An 18684-nucleotide genomic window follows, 5' to 3' on the forward strand; every position below is an offset into this window, starting at 1 on the left:
TTATTGGTTTCGCTTGGCACTGTGAACACCTTCAATTTGATGCAGTTTAGACAAAACCCGGTTTGTGCCCGATAAATCATGCACTTCTATTTGCATAGTAAATACCGCTAACTGATCAGCCCCAACAGTATTAACGTTCATGTTGATCACATTTACTTTTTCGTTAGCCAGTACAGAGCTAATATCGCGAATTAAACCTGAGCGATCGCTGGCTTCTATTTTTATACTTAGCGCATAAGAGCCGTTTATTTCATCTGACCAACTAACCGATATTACACGCTCTGGGTGCAGCTCTTTTAAGTTGTTAAATGAATCGCAATCTTCGCGGTGTACCCCAATGCCACGGCCTTGTGTAATATAGCCAATTATTTTATCGCCAGGTACTGGGCGACAACACTTAGCAACGTGGCTCATTAAGCTGCCCACGCCATCCACCACAATGCCGTTTTTATCGCCAGTTACTTTACTTGGCGCTTTAAAACGAATTACGGGTTCTTCTTCGGTACGATCACTGACAAAGTTAAGCATTTGGTTTAAGCGAACATCGCCGGCACCTATGGCAACCATTAAGTCATCTAGTTCTTTAAAATTAAAGCGCTTAATAGCTGGGTCTAAATCTTTGTAGGTTAAATCTAGCTTTTGCAGTTCGTTATCAAGAATCTCTTTACCGGCGCTTAAGTTTTTATCGCGGTCGAGCTGTTTAAACCAATGATGGATTTTAGCCCTTGCACGCGACGATTTAATATAACCAAGCGATGGATTTAACCAATCGCGGCTTGGATTAGGCTGCTTTTGCGTGAGAATTTCTACCTGATCGCCCGTTGATAGCTGATGTGTAAACGGCACTATTTTGCCAAATACTTTAGCCCCTATACAGCGGTGCCCTACATTTGAGTGGATGTAGTAAGCAAAATCAAGCGGTGTAGCGCCAACAGGTAAATCGATGATATCGCCACTTGGGGTAAATATATAAACGCGGTCTTCTACAACTTGGTTTTTAAGCTCTTCGGCTAAATCGCCCCCATCAACCACTTCTTCTTGCCATTGCAGTAATTTGCGCAACCAGCTAATTTTTTGCTCATAGCCTGAGCCACGCCCAGGTAAAGCGCCTTCTTTATACATCCAGTGCGCGGCTACGCCTAGCTCTGCATCTTGGTGCATTTCGCTGGTGCGTATTTGTATTTCAACGGTTTTCCCTTCAGGGCCAAATACCACGGTATGAATTGATTGATAGCCATTTTGTTTAGGTGTAGCAACGTAGTCGTCAAACTCTTTATTAAGATGGCGCCAATTAGTGTGCACAATACCTAGCGCGCCGTAACAATCTTGCAGGCGCTCTACAACAATTCGCATTGCTCTGATATCAAACAGCTGATCAAACTCGTAGTTTTTTTGCTGCATTTTTTTATAAATGCTGTAAATGTGCTTAGGGCGGCCATACACTTGCGCCTCAATACCGGCTTCGCTTAGGCGAGCTTTTACTTGCGCAACCATATCTTCCATATAGGCTTCACGGGCAAGGCGTTTGTCATCAAGTTGTTTAGCAATACTTTTATAGGTGTCGGGGTGTAAATACCTAAACGATAAATCTTCTAGTTCCCACTTAAGCTGGCCTATACCTAACCTGTTTGCTAACGGGGCAAAAATATCTGCGGTTTCTTTAGCGGCAATAACACGCTCTTCTTCATCGCCATTTTTTACATTGCGTAAATGGCACACTTGCTCAGCAAGTTTAATCACCACAGCGCGCACATCTTCAACCATGGTAAGTAACATTTTACGAATGTTATCTACCTGCATAGTGCCTTTACCTTGGTGCGATAAAGTACTAATAGCAGCCATTTGCGCAACCCCTGTTAAAAGCATGGCTACATTTTTGCCAAGTTGTGCTTCTACGGTTTCAAGGTCTACTAAGTCGTTTAAGTAGTAATGCGTGAGATACGCGGTTGCGAGAGATTCTGCATCTAAATTTAGCTCGGCTAAAATCTCGACCATTTCTATGGCCGTGTTTTGCCGTGCTTGGTTGTCACATGTAACACACAATGCTTGCGCTTTGTTTAGTAGCGTTATTTTCTCTTGTGATAACGCTAACTGCTTTAGGCTAGTAGCAAAGTCACCTGTGTCGTCCTGCTGATGTGATTGACGTGTAGCGACCATAAAACGCTTTACCTCCGTTGAAATAACGCCATTGTTTCTATGTGTCCTGTATGTGGAAACATATTCATTAGCCCAATTTTAGTAACTTCAAAGCCTGCTTGCGAAATAATTGCACTGTCACGGGCTAAAGTAACAGGATCGCAAGAGACATATAAAATGGTTTTAAACTGCTTTAAAGGTAGTTGCTCTAAAACAGCCATAGCACCTGTGCGAGAAGGGTCTAATACTAATACGTCTAGCGCCTTATTAAACCATTGTGCTGTTTCAATTTTTTGCGTTAAATCAAAACAATGAAAGTGCGCATTAGTGATAGAGTTAGTTTGCGCATTTTGCGTCGCCATTGCAACCGCCGATGCAACCCCTTCTACTCCAATAACCGATTTAGCATGCTGGGCTAGCACTAATGAAAAGTTACCAATACCACAAAATAAATCCAATACTTGCTCGTTTCCTTGCAAGTTAAGCCAATTTACTGACTGAGCTAACATAGCTTGGTTAACATCATCATTTACTTGAATAAAATTACCAAGGCCAAATTCAAATTTTAATTTAAACTTTTCTAAAAAATAATACGGCGTAGGCAAATGAGCCTGCTCTATAACATCGCTGTTGTCTTGCCAGGTAATTAACCATTGCTGTGCGTTTGCCGCTTCTTGTACGTAGCTTTTCGCTTCATCTGGTATCGCTTTAGTATGGCGAATAACAATAAAGCTCCCAGCTTCGTTTTGGCACAACTGCAAATGACTTATACTGTGTAGCGCTTTGTATTGATTAATAAGCGTTTCAAAAATACTAAATACGTTAGTAAATGCCTTACTAAGCACATCACATTGCTCAATACTAATCACATTTTTAGAGCTAGGCGCACGATACCCAACTCGCATTTTTTTAGCGGCTTTATCATACATTACGGCAATACGCGCACTGCGTCTGTAATGAGTGGGCTTACTTAAAAGAGGCGCTTGCCAATTTAAGTCGCTTAATTTGGCAAATTTTTGAAACAATTGCGTCACTGCATTTTGCTTTTCAACCACTTGCTGATTTATTTCTAGGTGCTGCAACTGGCAACCACCACAGTGATTATAATGCTGACAAAAAGGCTGCGTGCGTGCATCGCTTGGATTAATAACCTTAACCAGCTTTGCACTACTGTATTTGGCTTTATCTTCTATTAGGCTTGCCGTTACTTTTTCATTCATTAAAGCGCCGCTTACAAAGCACACTTTATTATTGTGTTTGGCAACGCCCCGCCCTTGATGATCCATGGCCGTAATATTAAGTGTGAGTGTTTGCTGTTTAAGTGGTTTTTTCTTTGCTTTAAAAATTTGCGCCATGCGGCATTACCTTAAATTTTGTATTACGTATAAGCAAATCAGATGCTTTGAGAATAGCCGATGAACCGTATATACTCGATCCATACTAATAATGATAATAACGCTTCCATTATGACCAAATTAGGCTTACGTGATTCTGTTTTAACCTTAACCTTGATCCCCACAGTGATCATTGGTTTGTTACTTGGCGGCTATTTTACAATAAATCGTTACATTGAGCTTGATGAAATTTTATATCAACAAGGCAGCTCAATATCTGAACCCTTAGCAATTGCTTTAGAGCAGCCTTTACTTGAAAAAAATAAAAAGCTGCTCAACCGTCTGATTAGTTACACACACAATAAGCACTCCCCAACCATTAAATCGATTGCTATTTTTGATACCAGCAATCAGCTTATTATGACCAGCAACTATCATCGCTCGTTTGATGAACTAACTCAAAAAGAACAAATTGAAAATCTTCACACAACAAAAATTAATAAATCAGAAGAGTTAATCACGTTCTACACCCCAATTTTTAATCACTCTGCGCCGGTATCAAAATGGGATATTAATGATTTTCAAACCCCGCTTGGCACCGTTATTTTACAACTTAATAAAGACCAAGCGATTATAGGCCAGCAGCGAGCGGTTTTAATAAGCGGCATTGTTATTTTATTTTCAATAATATTGGCATCTATTTTAGCGCTTAAGCTTAGCCGTATGTTCATGAACCCGCTTAATAAGTTAGTACTTGCCACCGACAAACTAGTTGAGGGTAAAAGAGACACGGGTTTAAACGACACCATGATGGGCGAGTTTGAACTTTTGCGTGAAGGGCTTAATACCATAGCCCACACTATGGTTATGCAAAAAGACGAAATGCAGAAAAATATTGATCAAGCCACGAGTGATTACCGCGAAACCCTAGAGCAATACGAAACCTCAAATATTCAGCTAACCATGGCCAAAAAAGAGGCGCAAGATGCTAACCGCGTTAAGTCCGACTTTTTAGCTAAAATGAGTCACGAGTTACGCACCCCACTTAATGGGGTTATTGGCTTTACGCGCCAATTGTATAAAACACCTTTAAATAAACATCAAAAAGACTACCTCGATACCATAGAACTTTCTGCCAATAGCTTATTGACGATTATTAGCGATATTTTAGATTTTTCTAAACTTGAAGCAGGCGCAATGGAGCTTGAATCAATCCAGTTTCAACTTCGCGATAGCGTAAACGAGGTTATGACATTATTAGCTCCCTCGGCACATGAAAAACAACTTGAGCTATCTATTTATATCAACCCACAAGTGCCTGATGATTTAACCGGTGACCCCACTCGTCTTAAACAAGTCCTTATTAACTTGTTAAGTAATGCCATTAAGTTTACTGAAAAAGGCTCTATAAAAGTTGATATAAGCTACCGCTTATTAGATGAAGACCGCGCCTCTATTTTAGTATCAGTAACCGATACCGGTGTGGGTATTCCAATGGATAAGCAAGATGCGTTATTTACAGCATTTGGCCAAGCAGATTCATCTATCACCCGTAAATTTGGCGGCACTGGTTTAGGTCTCATTATTACCAAACACATTGTAGAGGCTATGAATGGCCGAATAACGCTAAATTCAGCCCCGGGAAGCGGCACCTGTTTTACCTTTAATGGTGTGTTTAGGTTGCCTGATCATACCTTTAGTAACGACTTACCTTCTAAATCACTTATTGGTAAACGCATATTATACTTAGAGCCACACGAGCATACGCATCACTCAGTGCTTTCTGTATTAAACGAGTGGGAAACTGTAGTAACCGCTTGTTTTAATGAAGGTGCATTTCGAGACGCTATTAAACATAAAATGTTTAAATACGATATTTGTATTATTGGTGATATGGCATCGGTAGATGACATGCAACGTTTAAAGGGTTATATAAATAGCGTACGTGAGTCAACTGATTATTTATATTTAATGCTTAATACTATTTCTCATAGTATGAGAGAGTCTTTCATTGGTAGTGGTGCAGATGTATGTTTAAGTAAGCCGCTTAATCATCGTAAATTATGTGAAGTACTGGCTGCGCCATATCGCCTTGATCATCCAACCTTAAATATTGAGCCAAGCGATCAAACATTATTGCCATTAAAAGTACTGGTGGTAGATGACAACGATGCAAACTTAAAACTTATTTGCACCTTGTTAAAAGAGCAAGTTGAATTTATAGACACCGCTTATAATGGCTCGCAAGCCTACAGCTTAAGTAAAAGCCATAAGTACGATGTTATTTTTATGGACATACAAATGCCGATTATGGATGGCATTACCGCGTGTAAACTTATTAAGGAGTCTTCTTTAAACGAAGACACACCTATTATTGCGGTAACCGCGCATGCACTGCACAGTGAAAAAGAGCAGCTATTAAAAGATGGCTTTAAAGGCTATTTAACTAAGCCTATTGATGAGGACATGCTGAGCCAAATTATATGCGATCATAGTCCGCAATCGCCCGTAAGCCGCGACAAAATTAAAAGTGTAACGTCACAAAGCCCTGCTCCATTTGAAAGTAACTGCTTAGATTGGTCGCTTGCGCTACAACGTGCAGGGGGCAAAGGTGAGCTGGCGCTGGAAATGCTCAATATGCTATTACAAAGTGTGCCAGAGACGCTCTCGCAGCTCAACGAAGCTATTGAGCAAAACGATTGCCAAACGGTATTAAGTGTTATTCACAAATTCCATGGCGCGTGCTGTTATACCGGTGTGCCTAAGCTTAAATCACTGGCAGAAACCATAGAAACCTCACTTAAAAGTGATTGCGTGCTAGATAACGTTGAGCCTGAACTATTTGAGCTACAGGATGAGCTGGAAAACCTTATGTCAGATGCAAGTGTTACCGAGCATCAACGCTAATAAAAACACGTAATAAAAAAGCGCAGTAAATGCGCTTTTAACAGGTTTTGATACCATTTTACTTAATTAAGTATTTCTATGAAATGGTGCCACCATAGGGTTAAATTATAACCTTGCCTCAATCATAAGACGTTTCATGTCGCGTACTGCTTTTTCAAGGCCATCAATAGCTGCGCGCGCAATAATAGCGTGGCCAATGTTAAGCTCATAAATTTCAGGCATTGCAGCAATAGGTTTTACGTTATGATAATGAAGGCCATGCCCTGCATTTACAATTAAGCCTAAGCTCGCCGCGTATTTCACACCCTCTCGTATGTGCTCAAGCTCTTTGTGTAAATCTTCATCATTAGTGGCATCTGCATACGCGCCGGTATGAATTTCTACATACGGTGCACCACACGCTTTAGCTGCATCTAACTGTGCTTTATCGGCGTCAATAAATAATGACACTTTAATACCCGCATCAGTTAGTGTTTTAGTGGCCGCTTTAATTTTATCTACATTACCAGCCACATCTAGGCCGCCTTCGGTCGTAAGCTCTTCACGTTTTTCAGGTACTAAACATACGTACTCAGGCTTTACTTCAAGGGCAATATTAATCATTTCATCTGTAACCGCTGTTTCAAGATTCATACGCGTTTGAATCGTTTTAGCCATTACGTATACATCGCGGTCTTGAATATGGCGACGGTCTTCACGCAAATGAATAGTAATACCATCTGCACCGGCGTGCTCTGCCACACTGGCTGCATGTGCTGGGTCTGGGTATGATGTACCACGCGCTTGGCGAAGCGTTGCAATATGATCAACGTTTACGCCTAAAAGAATGTCTTTCATTTTGTTACCTGTAAAATATGTTTATTGAGAGGCCATAAATAATTCACGGCTTTTTAATGGTTTATTACCCAGTAAAGGTTTTAGTAAATAACGGCTTAATTGTTTTGCCATATAGAGTACATCGTTTTGGCTAAAATCATGATTAGCAATCGCTTTGAGCTGCGCGCCGCTAAACCCTGAGCGTGTATCTTGTTGCATCAAAAAACCCAACTCAGGAAAGTAACTATACGTTTGTCTTTCATCAATTGGCTCACCACTGGCATCAAAGCTAAAGTCGACGCCATAGCCCAACAACTCTAATAATTGAAATTCGTATGAGCGCAGCACCGACTGTAAATCGACATCGCTATTTAAGTTCTCTAGGTGAGTTTTGTAGAGCTCAAACACTTGTTCAAGTGGCTCGTTTACCGGCACAATGCGGTTAGTCAGCTCATTTAAATAAAAGCCACAGTAAAGCTTATCCTTTGTTAAATATAAAGGATTACCATGTAGCTCAAATTTATTAATGTATTTTAAATCGTACTTGCCACTGTAATGAACAAGCAGTGCCTGAAAAGGCTGTAATTGTGCTTTGTGTTTAGTGGCCTGGCGACCACTCACTCTGGCTAGCATTCTAAGCTGGCCTACGCCTTCTACCAGCATATCGAGCATTACTTGGGAGTCGCTATAAGGACGCCGATGTAATAGGTACGCTGTGTAGAAGTCGCTATCCATATTAGTTGGTTAAATGCTGGTTAATCTTCGCCATAGCCTAAACTTCTTAAGGCACGTTCATCATCTGCCCAACCCGATTTAACTTTAACCCAAAGCTCTAAAAACACTTTGTTATCGAGCATTTCTTCAAGGTCTTTACGGGCTTCACGGCCAATCACTTTAAGCTTTTCGCCTTTGTTACCTATTACCATGCGTTTTTGGGTTTCACGCTCAACAAGAATTAACCCGTTGATATGCCACACACCGTTTTCTTGCCATTTAAACTGCTCAATTTCTACAGTAACAGAATACGGCAGCTCTTCACCCATAAAGCGCATTAGCTTTTCACGAATAACTTCTGCCGCCATAAAACGCATTGAGCGGTCGGTTACATAGTCATCAGGAAAGTAAAATTCGCACGGTGGTAAGCGTTTAGTTACTTCGGCTTTAATTAAATCAACGTTTTTACCTTGCGTTGCCGATACCGGCATAATGCCCACAAAATCAAATTTGTCGCCAAGCATCTTCATATGCGGTAATACTAAATCGCGGTCTTTTACTTGGTCTATTTTATTAATAACAAGTAAAACGGGCTTACCACTTTGCGATACTTTATTAAGTACCATTTCGTCATCGGCATTCCAGTGAGTGCCCTCAACAACAAAAATAATAAGCTCTACATCACCAATTGAACTCGATGCAGCACGGTTCATTAAGCGGTTAATAGCGCGCTTTTCTTCAACGTGTAAGCCCGGCGTATCAATATAAACAGCTTGGTGTTGCCCTTCTGTATGAATACCCATAATACGGTGGCGAGTTGTTTGTGGCTTGCGCGAGGTAATACTTACTTTTTGCTCAATGATTTCATTAAGCAATGTTGATTTACCTACATTAGGGCGGCCAACAATGGCAACCATGCCACAAAACGTATCAATATCACCTTCATGAGGCTGTATTAAGGTATCAAGATTCATTTTTTAGTATCTTCAATGCTTTTTCAGCAGCTTTTTGTTCGGCTTTACGGCGCGAGCTACCAACAGAAATAATGCTATCCATACCTTCAACTATACATTCAACCGTGAACGTTTGATTGTGCGCTTGACCTTTGGTATCAACAACGGTGTAGCCCGGTAAAGATAACTTACGCGCTTGTAGATACTCTTGCAGCAAGGTCTTAGGATCTTTTTGATTAAGCCCTGGTGAAATAGCATCAAGTCGAGATTCGTACCACGCTAAAATCAGCTCGCCACAGCGGTCTATGTTTGAGTCTAAAAACACAGCCCCTATAATGGCTTCTACAGCATCAGCTAATGTTGATTCACGACGAAAACCACCGCTTTTTAACTCACCCGGCCCAAGGCGCAAGTAGTCACCTAAACCAAACTCTAGCCCAAATTCAGCAAGTGTTTGGCCACGCACAAGCGTAGAGCGCATACGGCTTAAATCGCCTTCACGCGCTTTTGGAAATTTGTCGTACAAAGCATTGGCAATAACAAAGCTCAAAATTGAATCGCCTAAAAACTCTAAGCGTTCGTTGTGTTGACCTTTATGACTGCGGTGCGTCATTGCCTGTTCAAGTAAACCTTGATCAGCAAATTCGTAGCCAATTCGTTTATATAATTCTGTTACATTTTTTTTCATTGTTACTGAATATTACCTAGGCGTTCAAAACGAACACCAGTTGGAACCCATCCTGGTAAAACATCATCTGGGCCATTCTCAAATTCAAAACTCATCCATATAAAGACAGCTTTACCCACCAAGTTTTCTTTTGGTACAAAGCCCCAAAAGCGACTATCTTGGCTGTTGTCGCGGTTATCACCCATCATAAAATAATGATCAGCTGGTACAGTCCATTCATCCGAAGGAGTCCCTGGTTGCTGATAGTAACGCCCTTTACGTTCAGGAGCGCGTGGGTTGATTAAAATGTCGTGCTTGAGTGTCGTTAAATCTTCATTTACTCGGGCAAGCGACATTTGGCCTTGTTTAAACTCATTATCGTTAATTAATTTAAAATCAATTTTATTAAACTCATTACAAAGTAGGTCACCCTGCTGGGTCTCGCCTTCTTTACAATTAGGTTGAATATATAAACGCTTATCACGATAAACAATTTTATCGCCCGGTAAACCAATAGCACGTTTTATATAATCTACTCGCTCATCTAACGGGTATTTAAAAACAACAATATCGCCGCGTTCAGGCTCGCCTACATCTACAAGCTGGCTGCGCCATACTGGGTCTTTAATCCCGTACGAGTACTTTTGTACTAAAATAAAGTCGCCCACCAACAGGGTTGGCATCATTGAACCTGACGGTATTTGAAAAGGCTCAAAAATAAACGACCTAAAAATAGTAATAGCTGCAATCATCGGAAAAATCGACTTTGCAGTTTCTGTAATTGCCGGCTCAGGTGCTATTAACGCCGCTGTTTCTTCATCAAGCTGGCCACCGGCAGATGTTTGGGCAAGCGCCAAACGCTCTTGCCTTTTTGGCGCATACATTAGGTGGTCAATTAACCATATTAAACCTGAGCCTAACGTTAATAACACCAATAAAACTGAGAAATAACCAGCCATCTATAATCCTTTGTTTTTATTTACCAACTTTCAAAATAGCTAGAAACGCTTCTTGCGGTACTTCTACGTTACCCAATTGCTTCATTCGTTTTTTACCATCTTTTTGCTTTTGCAGTAGCTTTTTCTTACGACTCACATCACCACCGTAACACTTAGCGATTACATTTTTACGTAATTGCTTAACCGTGGTGCGGGCAATAACATGTTGTCCTATTGCAGCTTGAATCGCAATATCAAACATTTGACGCGGAATAAGCTCTTTTAACGCATCAGCAAGTTGGCGGCCGCGTGATTGTGCACTGTCGCGGTGAACAATTATAGCGAGCGCATCAACACGTTCACCATTGATAAGTATATCAACACGTACCATGTCTGATGTTTGAAAGTGCTTAAAGTTGTAATCAAGCGATGCAAAACCACGACTGGTTGACTTTAATTTATCAAAAAAGTCCATAACCACTTCAGCCATAGGTAGCTCATAAGTTACAGCGACTTGCTTGCCGTGATAACTCATTTTAGTTTGCATACCACGTTTTTCTACACACAGAGTAATAACGCTACCTAAAAACTCTTGCGGTACAAGTATGTTTGCCTCTACCACTGGTTCGCGTATTTCAACAATATCATTTACCGCCGGTAAGTCAGACGGGTTATCAATTTGACTCGTACCTTCTTTGGTTACTACTTCGTAGATTACAGTAGGTGCCGTGGTAATTAAATCAATATCGTATTCACGCTCTAAACGCTCTTGAATAATTTCCATGTGTAGCATACCTAAAAAGCCACAGCGGAAACCAAAACCCAGTGCTGTTGAATTTTCAGGTTCAAAAAATAACGACGCATCATTTAAGCTTAGTTTATTAAGCGCATCGCGGAACGATTCATAATCATCAGAGGCAATAGGGAACATACCTGCATATACTTGCGGCTTAATTTTTTGAAAGCCTGGTAAACGCACTGGTGCCGCATTTTTTTGATGCGTAATCGTATCGCCCACTGGGGCGCCGTGTATTTCTTTAATACCGGCAATAACAAACCCTACTTCGCCGGTACGTAAAATACCCGTGTTGGTTTGTTTAGGGGTAAAAATACCCACGTGATCAGCTGTATGTACTTGCTCGTTCGACATTATTTTTATTTTGTCGCCGGCACGTAGTTCACCGTGCTTAATACGCACTAGTGATACAACACCTTGGTATGGGTCAAACCACGAGTCAATAATAAGCGCCTGCAAAGGTTGATCTTTTTCACCTACCGGTGGTGGAATATCCTTTACAATCATTTCAAGTACTTCAGCAATACCAACACCAGTTTTTGCACTACATTGCACAGCGTCTAGGGCATCAATACCAATAATGTCTTCAATTTCTTCTGCTACACGAAGCGGATCGGCTTGCGGTAAATCTATTTTATTTAAAACAGGGATTACTTCTAAATCCATTTCGATGGCGGTATAACAGTTTGCCAGCGTTTGTGCTTCAACACCTTGTCCGGCATCAACAACTAAAAGCGCACCTTCACATGCCGCTAAAGAGCGAGAAACTTCATAAGTAAAGTCAACGTGCCCTGGTGTATCGATAAAGTTAAGTTGGTAGGTTTCGCCATCGTTAGCAGTGTAGTTAAGCGTTACACTTTGCGCTTTAATGGTAATACCGCGCTCACGCTCGATGTCCATTGAATCTAACACTTGCTTTTGCATTTCGCGGTCTGTTAAGCCACCACAAACCTGGATCAAACGATCTGAAAGGGTCGATTTACCATGGTCAATATGGGCGATGATCGAAAAATTACGGATATGCTTCATAAACTGGATTCTAAACTTCTATTTTAATAGGCTAAGTACGAACACCTGAGTGACTTGAAAATACTTATTGGGTATAAGTGCTATATAAGTGGCTAAATGCGCTTTAGATAATCAAATTTTTGATTGCCTTTTTACCCTGTATTTCCAAGTTACTCTGGTATAAAACGGCAATTTTACATTTAATTGGCCTTAATCACCATCTATTTGCGTTAAAGGAAGGCTAATTGGATGAATTTTTATCACTTTTACATCATGCCTGAGTGTTTTTACTTTGCTTTTAGCTAAAAAGTAACCACCTACACCGCCCAAAGCGGCGAATAATATTTGCCATCCCTGCGCTAAAAGTAGTAATTCGGCACTAATAAATGCAAGCGTTAATCCTAAAAATAAAGGCAGCATGTATACAGCAAAAGCATGTTTGACTAGATGCGAATCATCTAATGAGAGCGTTACTTTTTGGCCCACTTCTACAGGAGTATCAAATTGATATGGAAAGGTTTTTTTATCGCTACCAAAGAGTTTGGCAAAGACTTGCGAGCCACAGCGACCATTACACCCTTCGCAGGCTTTTTTTTGCTGGGCTTCTAAGTGGGCAGTGGTGCCATCTAGGGCAACCACTGTAAGTGTTTGTTCAATCATAACAACCCTTACGAATTGTTTATAATGCGCGAGTCACTGACTCAGCAATTGCCTTTGCGGTTTGGCTTGGCACATTACCAACAACGGATACATCAAAGTTTCCGCCATTATGCACATAAATTGTCGTTGCGCCAGAAGTTAATGATCCGCTTAAGCGGCGACCTGGTAAGGGGCGCTGTACAAAAACAGAAATTTCAACAAACCCGTCAGAATATAAATAATAGTCAGTAAGTTCGTTGTTTAAATCAAGTTTATGGCGGTCTGATTTTAGTAATTTAAAGCCATTAGGTAACCAACCAATGCGCCAGTTTGTTGCATTACTTTTTTCACCTTCCAGTGCGTTACCTGGTAACGGCGTTGGAAAATTACGGTTGAGCACTTCTAAAATCATCGGTGCTGGTTGCTCTGTTACGCTAATATGGGTTAACTGTAGCTGCTCTAATGCTTCACCTTGGTGGTTAACATAAGCGGCTTTTAATAACAGCGATGACTCTGTATCAAGCCAAATCCAATAGTTATATTTGTATTCATCTTTTGATTCTATTCTCACCAGTTGCGCCGCTCGCCCTGCAATACGGCCTTTACCACCTAGCACAAAATCATATTGGCTGCTTAGCGCTTCAATATCTTTAAATAATACTTCAGGTATTGGCCCAGCAATGGAGTCTGTATTTATAGAATATGGCTGCGATTGCGGTTCAAAGTAGGTTACTTGGTCGTTAATTCTCACCATTTCTAAGCCCGCGCCATTAAGTAAACTTAAATGCTCAAGCTCTGTTTCACCTTGCTTTGCATGCACCCAACGGTAAGGTTCCATGGCTTTACCCTTTACCACCACAAAAGAGGCGTCAAAATTGCGGGTATGCACTGCGTTCGCCATGTTTAGTAATAAATCTTTGGCGGGATTTGTGTCGTTAGCAAAAACATTAAAGCTTAATACCAACGACAGAACAAAAGTGATTACTTTCATTTAATTAGTTTTTTTCCTCTTGCGCTTTGTCACTATTTTGCGCTGTTTGCAAAGAGTGTGCAACACGTGCTTGACGTTGATGCTCTAAAACTAACGCGCCAATGCGTTGTTGCTGTAATTCGCGTAAACCTTGCTCAGCGTTTTCAAGAGCAGGTTCTGATGAATAACTCACCGGCGACGCCATACCTGTTAATGGGGTAGTTTGTAAAAGCGGAATTTCGCTTTCTTGCTCGCCCGCACCTTGCGGCAAGGTATTTACGCCAACAATGGCAAACATAGCTACGCTTGCAGCAATAGCAAGTTGTGCAACCGGCTTACGCCAATTAAACGCCACTACTTTGTTGTCTTGCTGCGTTTCACTGTGCTCGGTATCTGGAGCTTTGTTTGCTGTCGATTGGGTGAAATCGGCATACACAGGCTCACTTTCAAGTGCTAAGGCGATGTTATCGCTTATATCGATGTGTATGTCGTTGTTATTTTTTTGAGCACGCATCGCATCACCAATTAGCGCATATCGACCAAACGTAGCAACATCCTGATCAGAAATTTTACCCTCTGCAAGGTGTTGTTCGCCGTCAAGTAATGCTGATAACGTTTCGCTATCCAACTTGTTAACGTGTGCTTTTGTCATACTAAGACTCGCCTATTAATGGGTTTAATTTATTATCTATTGCTTCTCGGGCTCTAAAAATACGCGAACGTACTGTCCCAACAGGGCAATCCATTACCACGGCTATTTCTTCATAGCTCATCCCTTCGATTTCTCTTAGGGTAATCGCGGTTTTAAGGTCTTCAGGCAAACTATCAATCGTATTAAAAATAACAGCGCGTACTTCGTCGCTTAACAGTAAGTTTTCAGGCGATGCGTTTGAACGCATCGAATCCGCACCGTCATAAAACTCGGCATCTTCAGCGTCTATATCGTTTGCTGGCGGTTTACGGCCCTGAGCTACTAAATAATTTTTAGCACAATTAACGGCAATACGGTATAACCACGTATAAAAGGCACTATCACCTCTAAAGTTTGGAAGTGCACGGTAGGCCTTAATAAATGCCTCTTGTGCTACATCTGCAATATCGCCTTGGTTAGACACATAACGTGAAATTAACCCTGCAATTTTGTTCTGATACTTCTTTACTAATAGGTTGAAGGCGTTTTTATCTCCTTGCTGGACCCTTTTTACAAGCGCTAAATCTAATTCCTGCTCGCTCATTCGAGCCGGTACTCCTCTGTTTGATTCTTGCTGGTTATTCATAGTGTCGCCATTGTTCACAAATACTCTGACCTCTTTATGAATAAAAAGTTCTGCTTAATATTATTTTTTTATAAAATAGTCGTAAATAACGGCGCTAAGCCATTAAAATCACTACGTAGTAATATGACAAATATGATACAACTACACTATTAAAAACAAATATTGCTCTAATTTGAGCATTGTAACCGCAAAGTACCTCTGACATGAACCAAAATAAACATCATATTGCTGATGTCGCTATTATCGGTAGCGGCGCGGCGGGCTTATCTCTTGCATTGTCTTTAGCTAACTATTGTAATGTTACTGTGATCAGTAAAGGTGCCCTCACCGAAGGCTCTACACTGTATGCACAAGGCGGGATTGCCGCAGTATTTGATAAAAAAAACGACAGCATAGAATCACATGTTGAAGATACCCTTGATGCCGGCGGTGGTTTATGTGACCGAGAAGCTGTGCATTATACTGCAAGTAATGCGCATCAGTGTTTACAATGGCTCATTGAGCAAGGCGTTCCTTTTGATATGGAGTTTGATAGCAAAGGAAAAGAGCGCTTTCATTTAACCCGCGAAGGCGGACACAGCCATCGCCGTATTTTACATGCAGCCGATGCCACAGGTAAGGCCGTACAAACCACGTTAATTAGCCAAGTTAAAGCGCATAAAAACATTACCTTGCTCGAGCAATACAATGCTATCGATTTGATTAGTGATAAAAGCTTAGGTAAGCCGGGTTCGCATATTCATGGCATGTACGTGTGGAATAAAAAAGCAAAAAAAGTAGAAACTATTTCAGCTAAATTTGTAGCGCTCGCAACAGGGGGGGCAAGCAAGGTGTATTTGTACACTTCAAACCCTGATGTATCTAGCGGTGACGGTATTGCCATGGCGTGGCGTGCAGGCTGTAGGGTAGCCAATATGGAATTTAACCAGTTTCACCCCACAAGCCTTTATCATCCAGAGCTACAAAACTTCTTAATTACCGAAGCTATGCGCGGTGAAGGAGCGTATTTAAAGCGCCCCGACGGCACTCGCTTTATGAAAGACTTTGACGATAGAGAAGAGCTGGCACCGCGCGACATAGTAGCCCGTGCTATCGATTTTGAAATGAAGCGTTTAGGTGCAAATTGTGTATACCTAGATATTAGCCACAAAGATAAAGACTTTATTATTGAGCACTTCCCTACTATTTACGCAAAGTGTTTAAGTGTAGGGCTGGATATAACCAAAGAAGCCATCCCGGTTGTTCCTGCCGCGCATTATACGTGTGGCGGTGTAATGAGCGACTTTAACGGTAAAACCGATTTAGATAACTTATACGCTGTAGGCGAAGTAGCCTACACAGGTTTGCACGGCGCTAACCGTATGGCGAGCAATTCATTATTAGAGTGCATTGTGTTTGCTCACGCTGCCGCAAAAGATATTTTAAGTAAACTTGAGCATGCGCCAGCACCACTTGCGCTGCCAAGCTGGGATGAAAGCCGAGTCAGTAATTCTGATGAAGAAATTGTTATTACCCATAACTGGCACGAACTGCGGTTATTTATGTGGGATTATGTAGGCATTGTGCGCTCAACTAAACGCCTAGAACGAGCACTGCACCGTGTTGAGTTATTACAACAAGAAATACATGATTATTACGCAAACTTTAGAGTAAGTAATAACTTATTGGAGCTTCGTAATTTAGTGCAAGTAGCCGAGCTGATAATTAGAAGTGCAATGCAGCGTAAAGAAAGCCGCGGCCTTCACTATACGATTGACTATCCTGAGCAAAATGAAAACCCAACACCCACTATTTTGATTCCACCTCGCCATTAATGGCAATCAATGCTACGCGCTTTAAACGTGCGTAGCTTTGCTTATTTACACCATTAGCTGAAATAATAAGCCATTGGCGTTTATTAAAACCTTTAATGTGTAACCACACACTGGTATTTAATATTTTTGTTTTAGGGGTTATTTGCCCCTGAACCTTTAAATTTTCGTTTTCAAAGCGTATTTGCTTAGGCTCTAAAATAATAACGCCACTTTCAGGGTGAATAGCCACTATTTTTTGCCATACCCAGTAAAACGCAATTGTATTTACAGTTATACAAACAACAATGCTAAAAAAAGAGCTTAAATAAAGCCCTAATACCACACTTAATAAGCAGAAAAACAGCACCACAGGCCGCTGTTCTGCTTTGTTATTTACTACCGTAAACCTATACACGAACTCGGTCTAAAATTAGCGATACCATGGTATTAAGCTCAGCATCTTTACATTCTTCATGGCCCATAAACCATGCAAATAAATCAGGGTCTTCTTGGGTTAGCAAACGCTGAAATACAGCCTGTTGCTGTGCATTTAACGAATCATACGCCTGCTCTACAAATGGCATAAACAAAACATCTAACTCTAACATGCCGCGGCGACAAGCCCAGCGTATACGTGCTTTACTATGAATTTCAGTCATTTTAAACCTCATACTTAATTGTCCCGAGTTTAACAAATACCCGCCTAATTAGCAGCTATTAATCTGTGTTCAAATAATAAAAAACTGCCCGCCTTCGTTGCTGTACCCTTGGTTATAACTGCGTTATTATGTCTACTCATTTGTATTGCACAGAAGGTTTTTATGTCGAGCGTTTATGCATGTCCGTTATCTCACCAACTTATTAGCCTAACCGGTGCGGATAAATTGTCTTATCTTCACGGACAAATCACTCAAGATCTCAATAAACTATCTAACAGCAATTATTTATGGGCTGGTCACTGCAGCGCCAAAGGCAAGTTGTGGGGTGTGTTTAAATTATTTTCTCACCAAGATAGCTACTACTTAGCAGGTTCACAGCCTGAGGTAGAGAAGTCGCTCAGTGAGCTAAAAAAATACGCTGTGTTTGCCAAAGTAGATATTGATGTTTCTACGAACAGATTAATCGGGTTGATCAGTGACGATTTAACCCCTGTACTAGAAAAACTTGATATTCGTTTTTCTGATGACCAAACGGCCTGTGATTTCCCAAGCGGTAAAGCCCTTAAGTTAGCGCCAAATCGCGTTTTACTAATGGTTGATAGCCAATTTAGTATGCCAGATGATGTCTCTACATTAGATAACTGCGCACTATGGCAAGAAGCCGCAATAAAAGCGGGCGAGCCACAATTAAATAGTGACGCCATTGGCGAATACGTACCACAAATGGTAAACCTTCAAGCGATTAACGGCATTAGTTTTAAAAAAGGCTGTTACACCGGCCAAGAAACGGTTGCCCGTATGAAGTACCTAGGTAAAAACAAACGCGCTATGTATATTGTTACAGGTAAAAGCGATGGCCTACTTGAAGAGCCAGAGCTTGAAACCCAAGTGGGCGAAAACTGGCGCCGCGCTGGTAAACTAATTGCCCAAAGCTATAACGAAAATAGCCAAACCTTATTTGGCCTTGTTGTGCTGCCAAACGATACACCAAGTACACACGTACTTCGTGCAAAGCACACCCCTCAGGTAGAGCTAAGCATTCTGCCTCTACCTTACTCTCTTGAAGATGAATAAATA

General features: G+C 41.1%; 17 protein-coding genes. 3 read left to right on the forward strand and 14 right to left on the reverse strand.

Features of this window, described 5'->3' with window-relative positions:
* Both relA and rlmD read right to left on the reverse strand, forming a co-directional pair.
* A complete protein-coding gene (gene relA / locus CWB60_RS12010; protein ID WP_096041286.1) occupies positions 1-2157 on the reverse strand; it encodes a GTP diphosphokinase in 2157 nt (718 codons plus the stop codon).
* Positions 2158-2165: 8 nt separating this feature from the next.
* Positions 2166-3491 carry a 23S rRNA (uracil(1939)-C(5))-methyltransferase RlmD gene (gene rlmD, locus CWB60_RS12015; RefSeq protein ID WP_138579046.1) on the reverse strand — a complete coding sequence of 442 codons (1326 nt, stop codon included), beginning with the start codon at positions 3489-3491 and terminating at the stop codon, positions 2166-2168.
* A 111-nt stretch (positions 3492-3602) separates the two neighbouring features.
* On the opposite strand from rlmD, the gene barA reads away from it, so the two are divergent.
* Positions 3603-6377 (forward strand): two-component sensor histidine kinase BarA, encoded by a 2775-nt coding sequence (gene barA, locus CWB60_RS12020; RefSeq protein WP_138579044.1) that lies wholly within the window; start codon positions 3603-3605, stop codon positions 6375-6377.
* A 105-nt stretch (positions 6378-6482) separates the two neighbouring features.
* Here barA and pdxJ read toward each other — a convergent pair whose 3' ends face one another.
* The 10 genes from pdxJ to rpoE form a co-directional block, all read right to left on the reverse strand.
* Positions 6483-7214: a pyridoxine 5'-phosphate synthase gene (pdxJ, locus tag CWB60_RS12025; protein ID WP_004586231.1), complete on the reverse strand. Its 732-nt coding sequence runs from the start codon at positions 7212-7214 to the stop codon at positions 6483-6485.
* A gap of 21 nt (positions 7215-7235) precedes the next feature.
* Positions 7236-7928: a DNA repair protein RecO gene (gene recO / locus CWB60_RS12030; protein ID WP_138579042.1), complete on the reverse strand. Its 693-nt coding sequence runs from the start codon at positions 7926-7928 to the stop codon at positions 7236-7238.
* 20 nt (positions 7929-7948) lie between these two features.
* On the reverse strand, positions 7949-8881 hold the full coding sequence (era, locus tag CWB60_RS12035) for a GTPase Era (RefSeq protein ID WP_004586229.1): 933 nt from the start codon (positions 8879-8881) through the stop codon (positions 7949-7951).
* Positions 8871-9548 carry a ribonuclease III gene (gene rnc, locus CWB60_RS12040; protein WP_004586228.1) on the reverse strand — a complete coding sequence of 226 codons (678 nt, stop codon included), beginning with the start codon at positions 9546-9548 and terminating at the stop codon, positions 8871-8873. The genes era and rnc overlap by 11 nt, the downstream gene beginning before the upstream one ends.
* Positions 9549-9550: 2 nt before the next feature.
* Positions 9551-10486 (reverse strand): signal peptidase I, encoded by a 936-nt coding sequence (lepB, locus tag CWB60_RS12045; RefSeq protein WP_004586227.1) that lies wholly within the window; start codon positions 10484-10486, stop codon positions 9551-9553.
* 16 nt (positions 10487-10502) lie between these two features.
* Positions 10503-12290 carry a translation elongation factor 4 gene (lepA, locus tag CWB60_RS12050; protein ID WP_029771928.1) on the reverse strand — a complete coding sequence of 596 codons (1788 nt, stop codon included), beginning with the start codon at positions 12288-12290 and terminating at the stop codon, positions 10503-10505.
* A 189-nt stretch (positions 12291-12479) separates the two neighbouring features.
* Positions 12480-12929 (reverse strand): SoxR reducing system RseC family protein, encoded by a 450-nt coding sequence (locus CWB60_RS12055; RefSeq protein ID WP_004586225.1) that lies wholly within the window; start codon positions 12927-12929, stop codon positions 12480-12482.
* A 19-nt stretch (positions 12930-12948) separates the two neighbouring features.
* The gene (locus CWB60_RS12060; protein WP_054982697.1) at positions 12949-13899 is read right to left on the reverse strand and encodes a MucB/RseB C-terminal domain-containing protein; all 951 of its coding nucleotides are present in this window, start codon (positions 13897-13899) and stop codon (positions 12949-12951) included.
* 4 nt (positions 13900-13903) lie between these two features.
* Positions 13904-14530, reverse strand: a complete 627-nt coding sequence (locus CWB60_RS12065; RefSeq protein ID WP_138579040.1) for a sigma-E factor negative regulatory protein — start codon at positions 14528-14530, stop codon at positions 13904-13906.
* A gap of 1 nt (position 14531) precedes the next feature.
* Positions 14532-15113: an RNA polymerase sigma factor RpoE gene (gene rpoE / locus CWB60_RS12070; RefSeq protein ID WP_004586222.1), complete on the reverse strand. Its 582-nt coding sequence runs from the start codon at positions 15111-15113 to the stop codon at positions 14532-14534.
* 245 nt (positions 15114-15358) lie between these two features.
* Here rpoE and nadB point away from each other — a divergent pair, with 245 nt between their 5' ends.
* Positions 15359-16969: an L-aspartate oxidase gene (nadB, locus tag CWB60_RS12075; protein ID WP_024033085.1), complete on the forward strand. Its 1611-nt coding sequence runs from the start codon at positions 15359-15361 to the stop codon at positions 16967-16969.
* Here nadB and CWB60_RS12080 read toward each other — a convergent pair.
* Both CWB60_RS12080 and CWB60_RS12085 read right to left on the reverse strand, forming a co-directional pair.
* The gene (locus CWB60_RS12080) at positions 16944-17363 is read right to left on the reverse strand and encodes a hypothetical protein (RefSeq protein WP_138579038.1); all 420 of its coding nucleotides are present in this window, start codon (positions 17361-17363) and stop codon (positions 16944-16946) included. The genes nadB and CWB60_RS12080 overlap by 26 nt on opposite strands.
* Positions 17356-17607 (reverse strand): FAD assembly factor SdhE, encoded by a 252-nt coding sequence (locus CWB60_RS12085; protein WP_004586219.1) that lies wholly within the window; start codon positions 17605-17607, stop codon positions 17356-17358. The genes CWB60_RS12080 and CWB60_RS12085 overlap by 8 nt, the downstream gene beginning before the upstream one ends.
* Before the next feature lie 162 nt (positions 17608-17769).
* Between CWB60_RS12085 and ygfZ the strand changes: the two genes are divergently transcribed.
* Positions 17770-18681, forward strand: a complete 912-nt coding sequence (ygfZ, locus tag CWB60_RS12090) for a CAF17-like 4Fe-4S cluster assembly/insertion protein YgfZ (protein ID WP_004586218.1) — start codon at positions 17770-17772, stop codon at positions 18679-18681.
* Positions 18682-18684 lie beyond the last annotated feature (3 nt).

Origin of the sequence: Pseudoalteromonas sp. S327 (assembly GCF_005886415.1) — a bacterium.
Classification (GTDB): domain Bacteria; phylum Pseudomonadota; class Gammaproteobacteria; order Enterobacterales; family Alteromonadaceae; genus Pseudoalteromonas; species Pseudoalteromonas atlantica.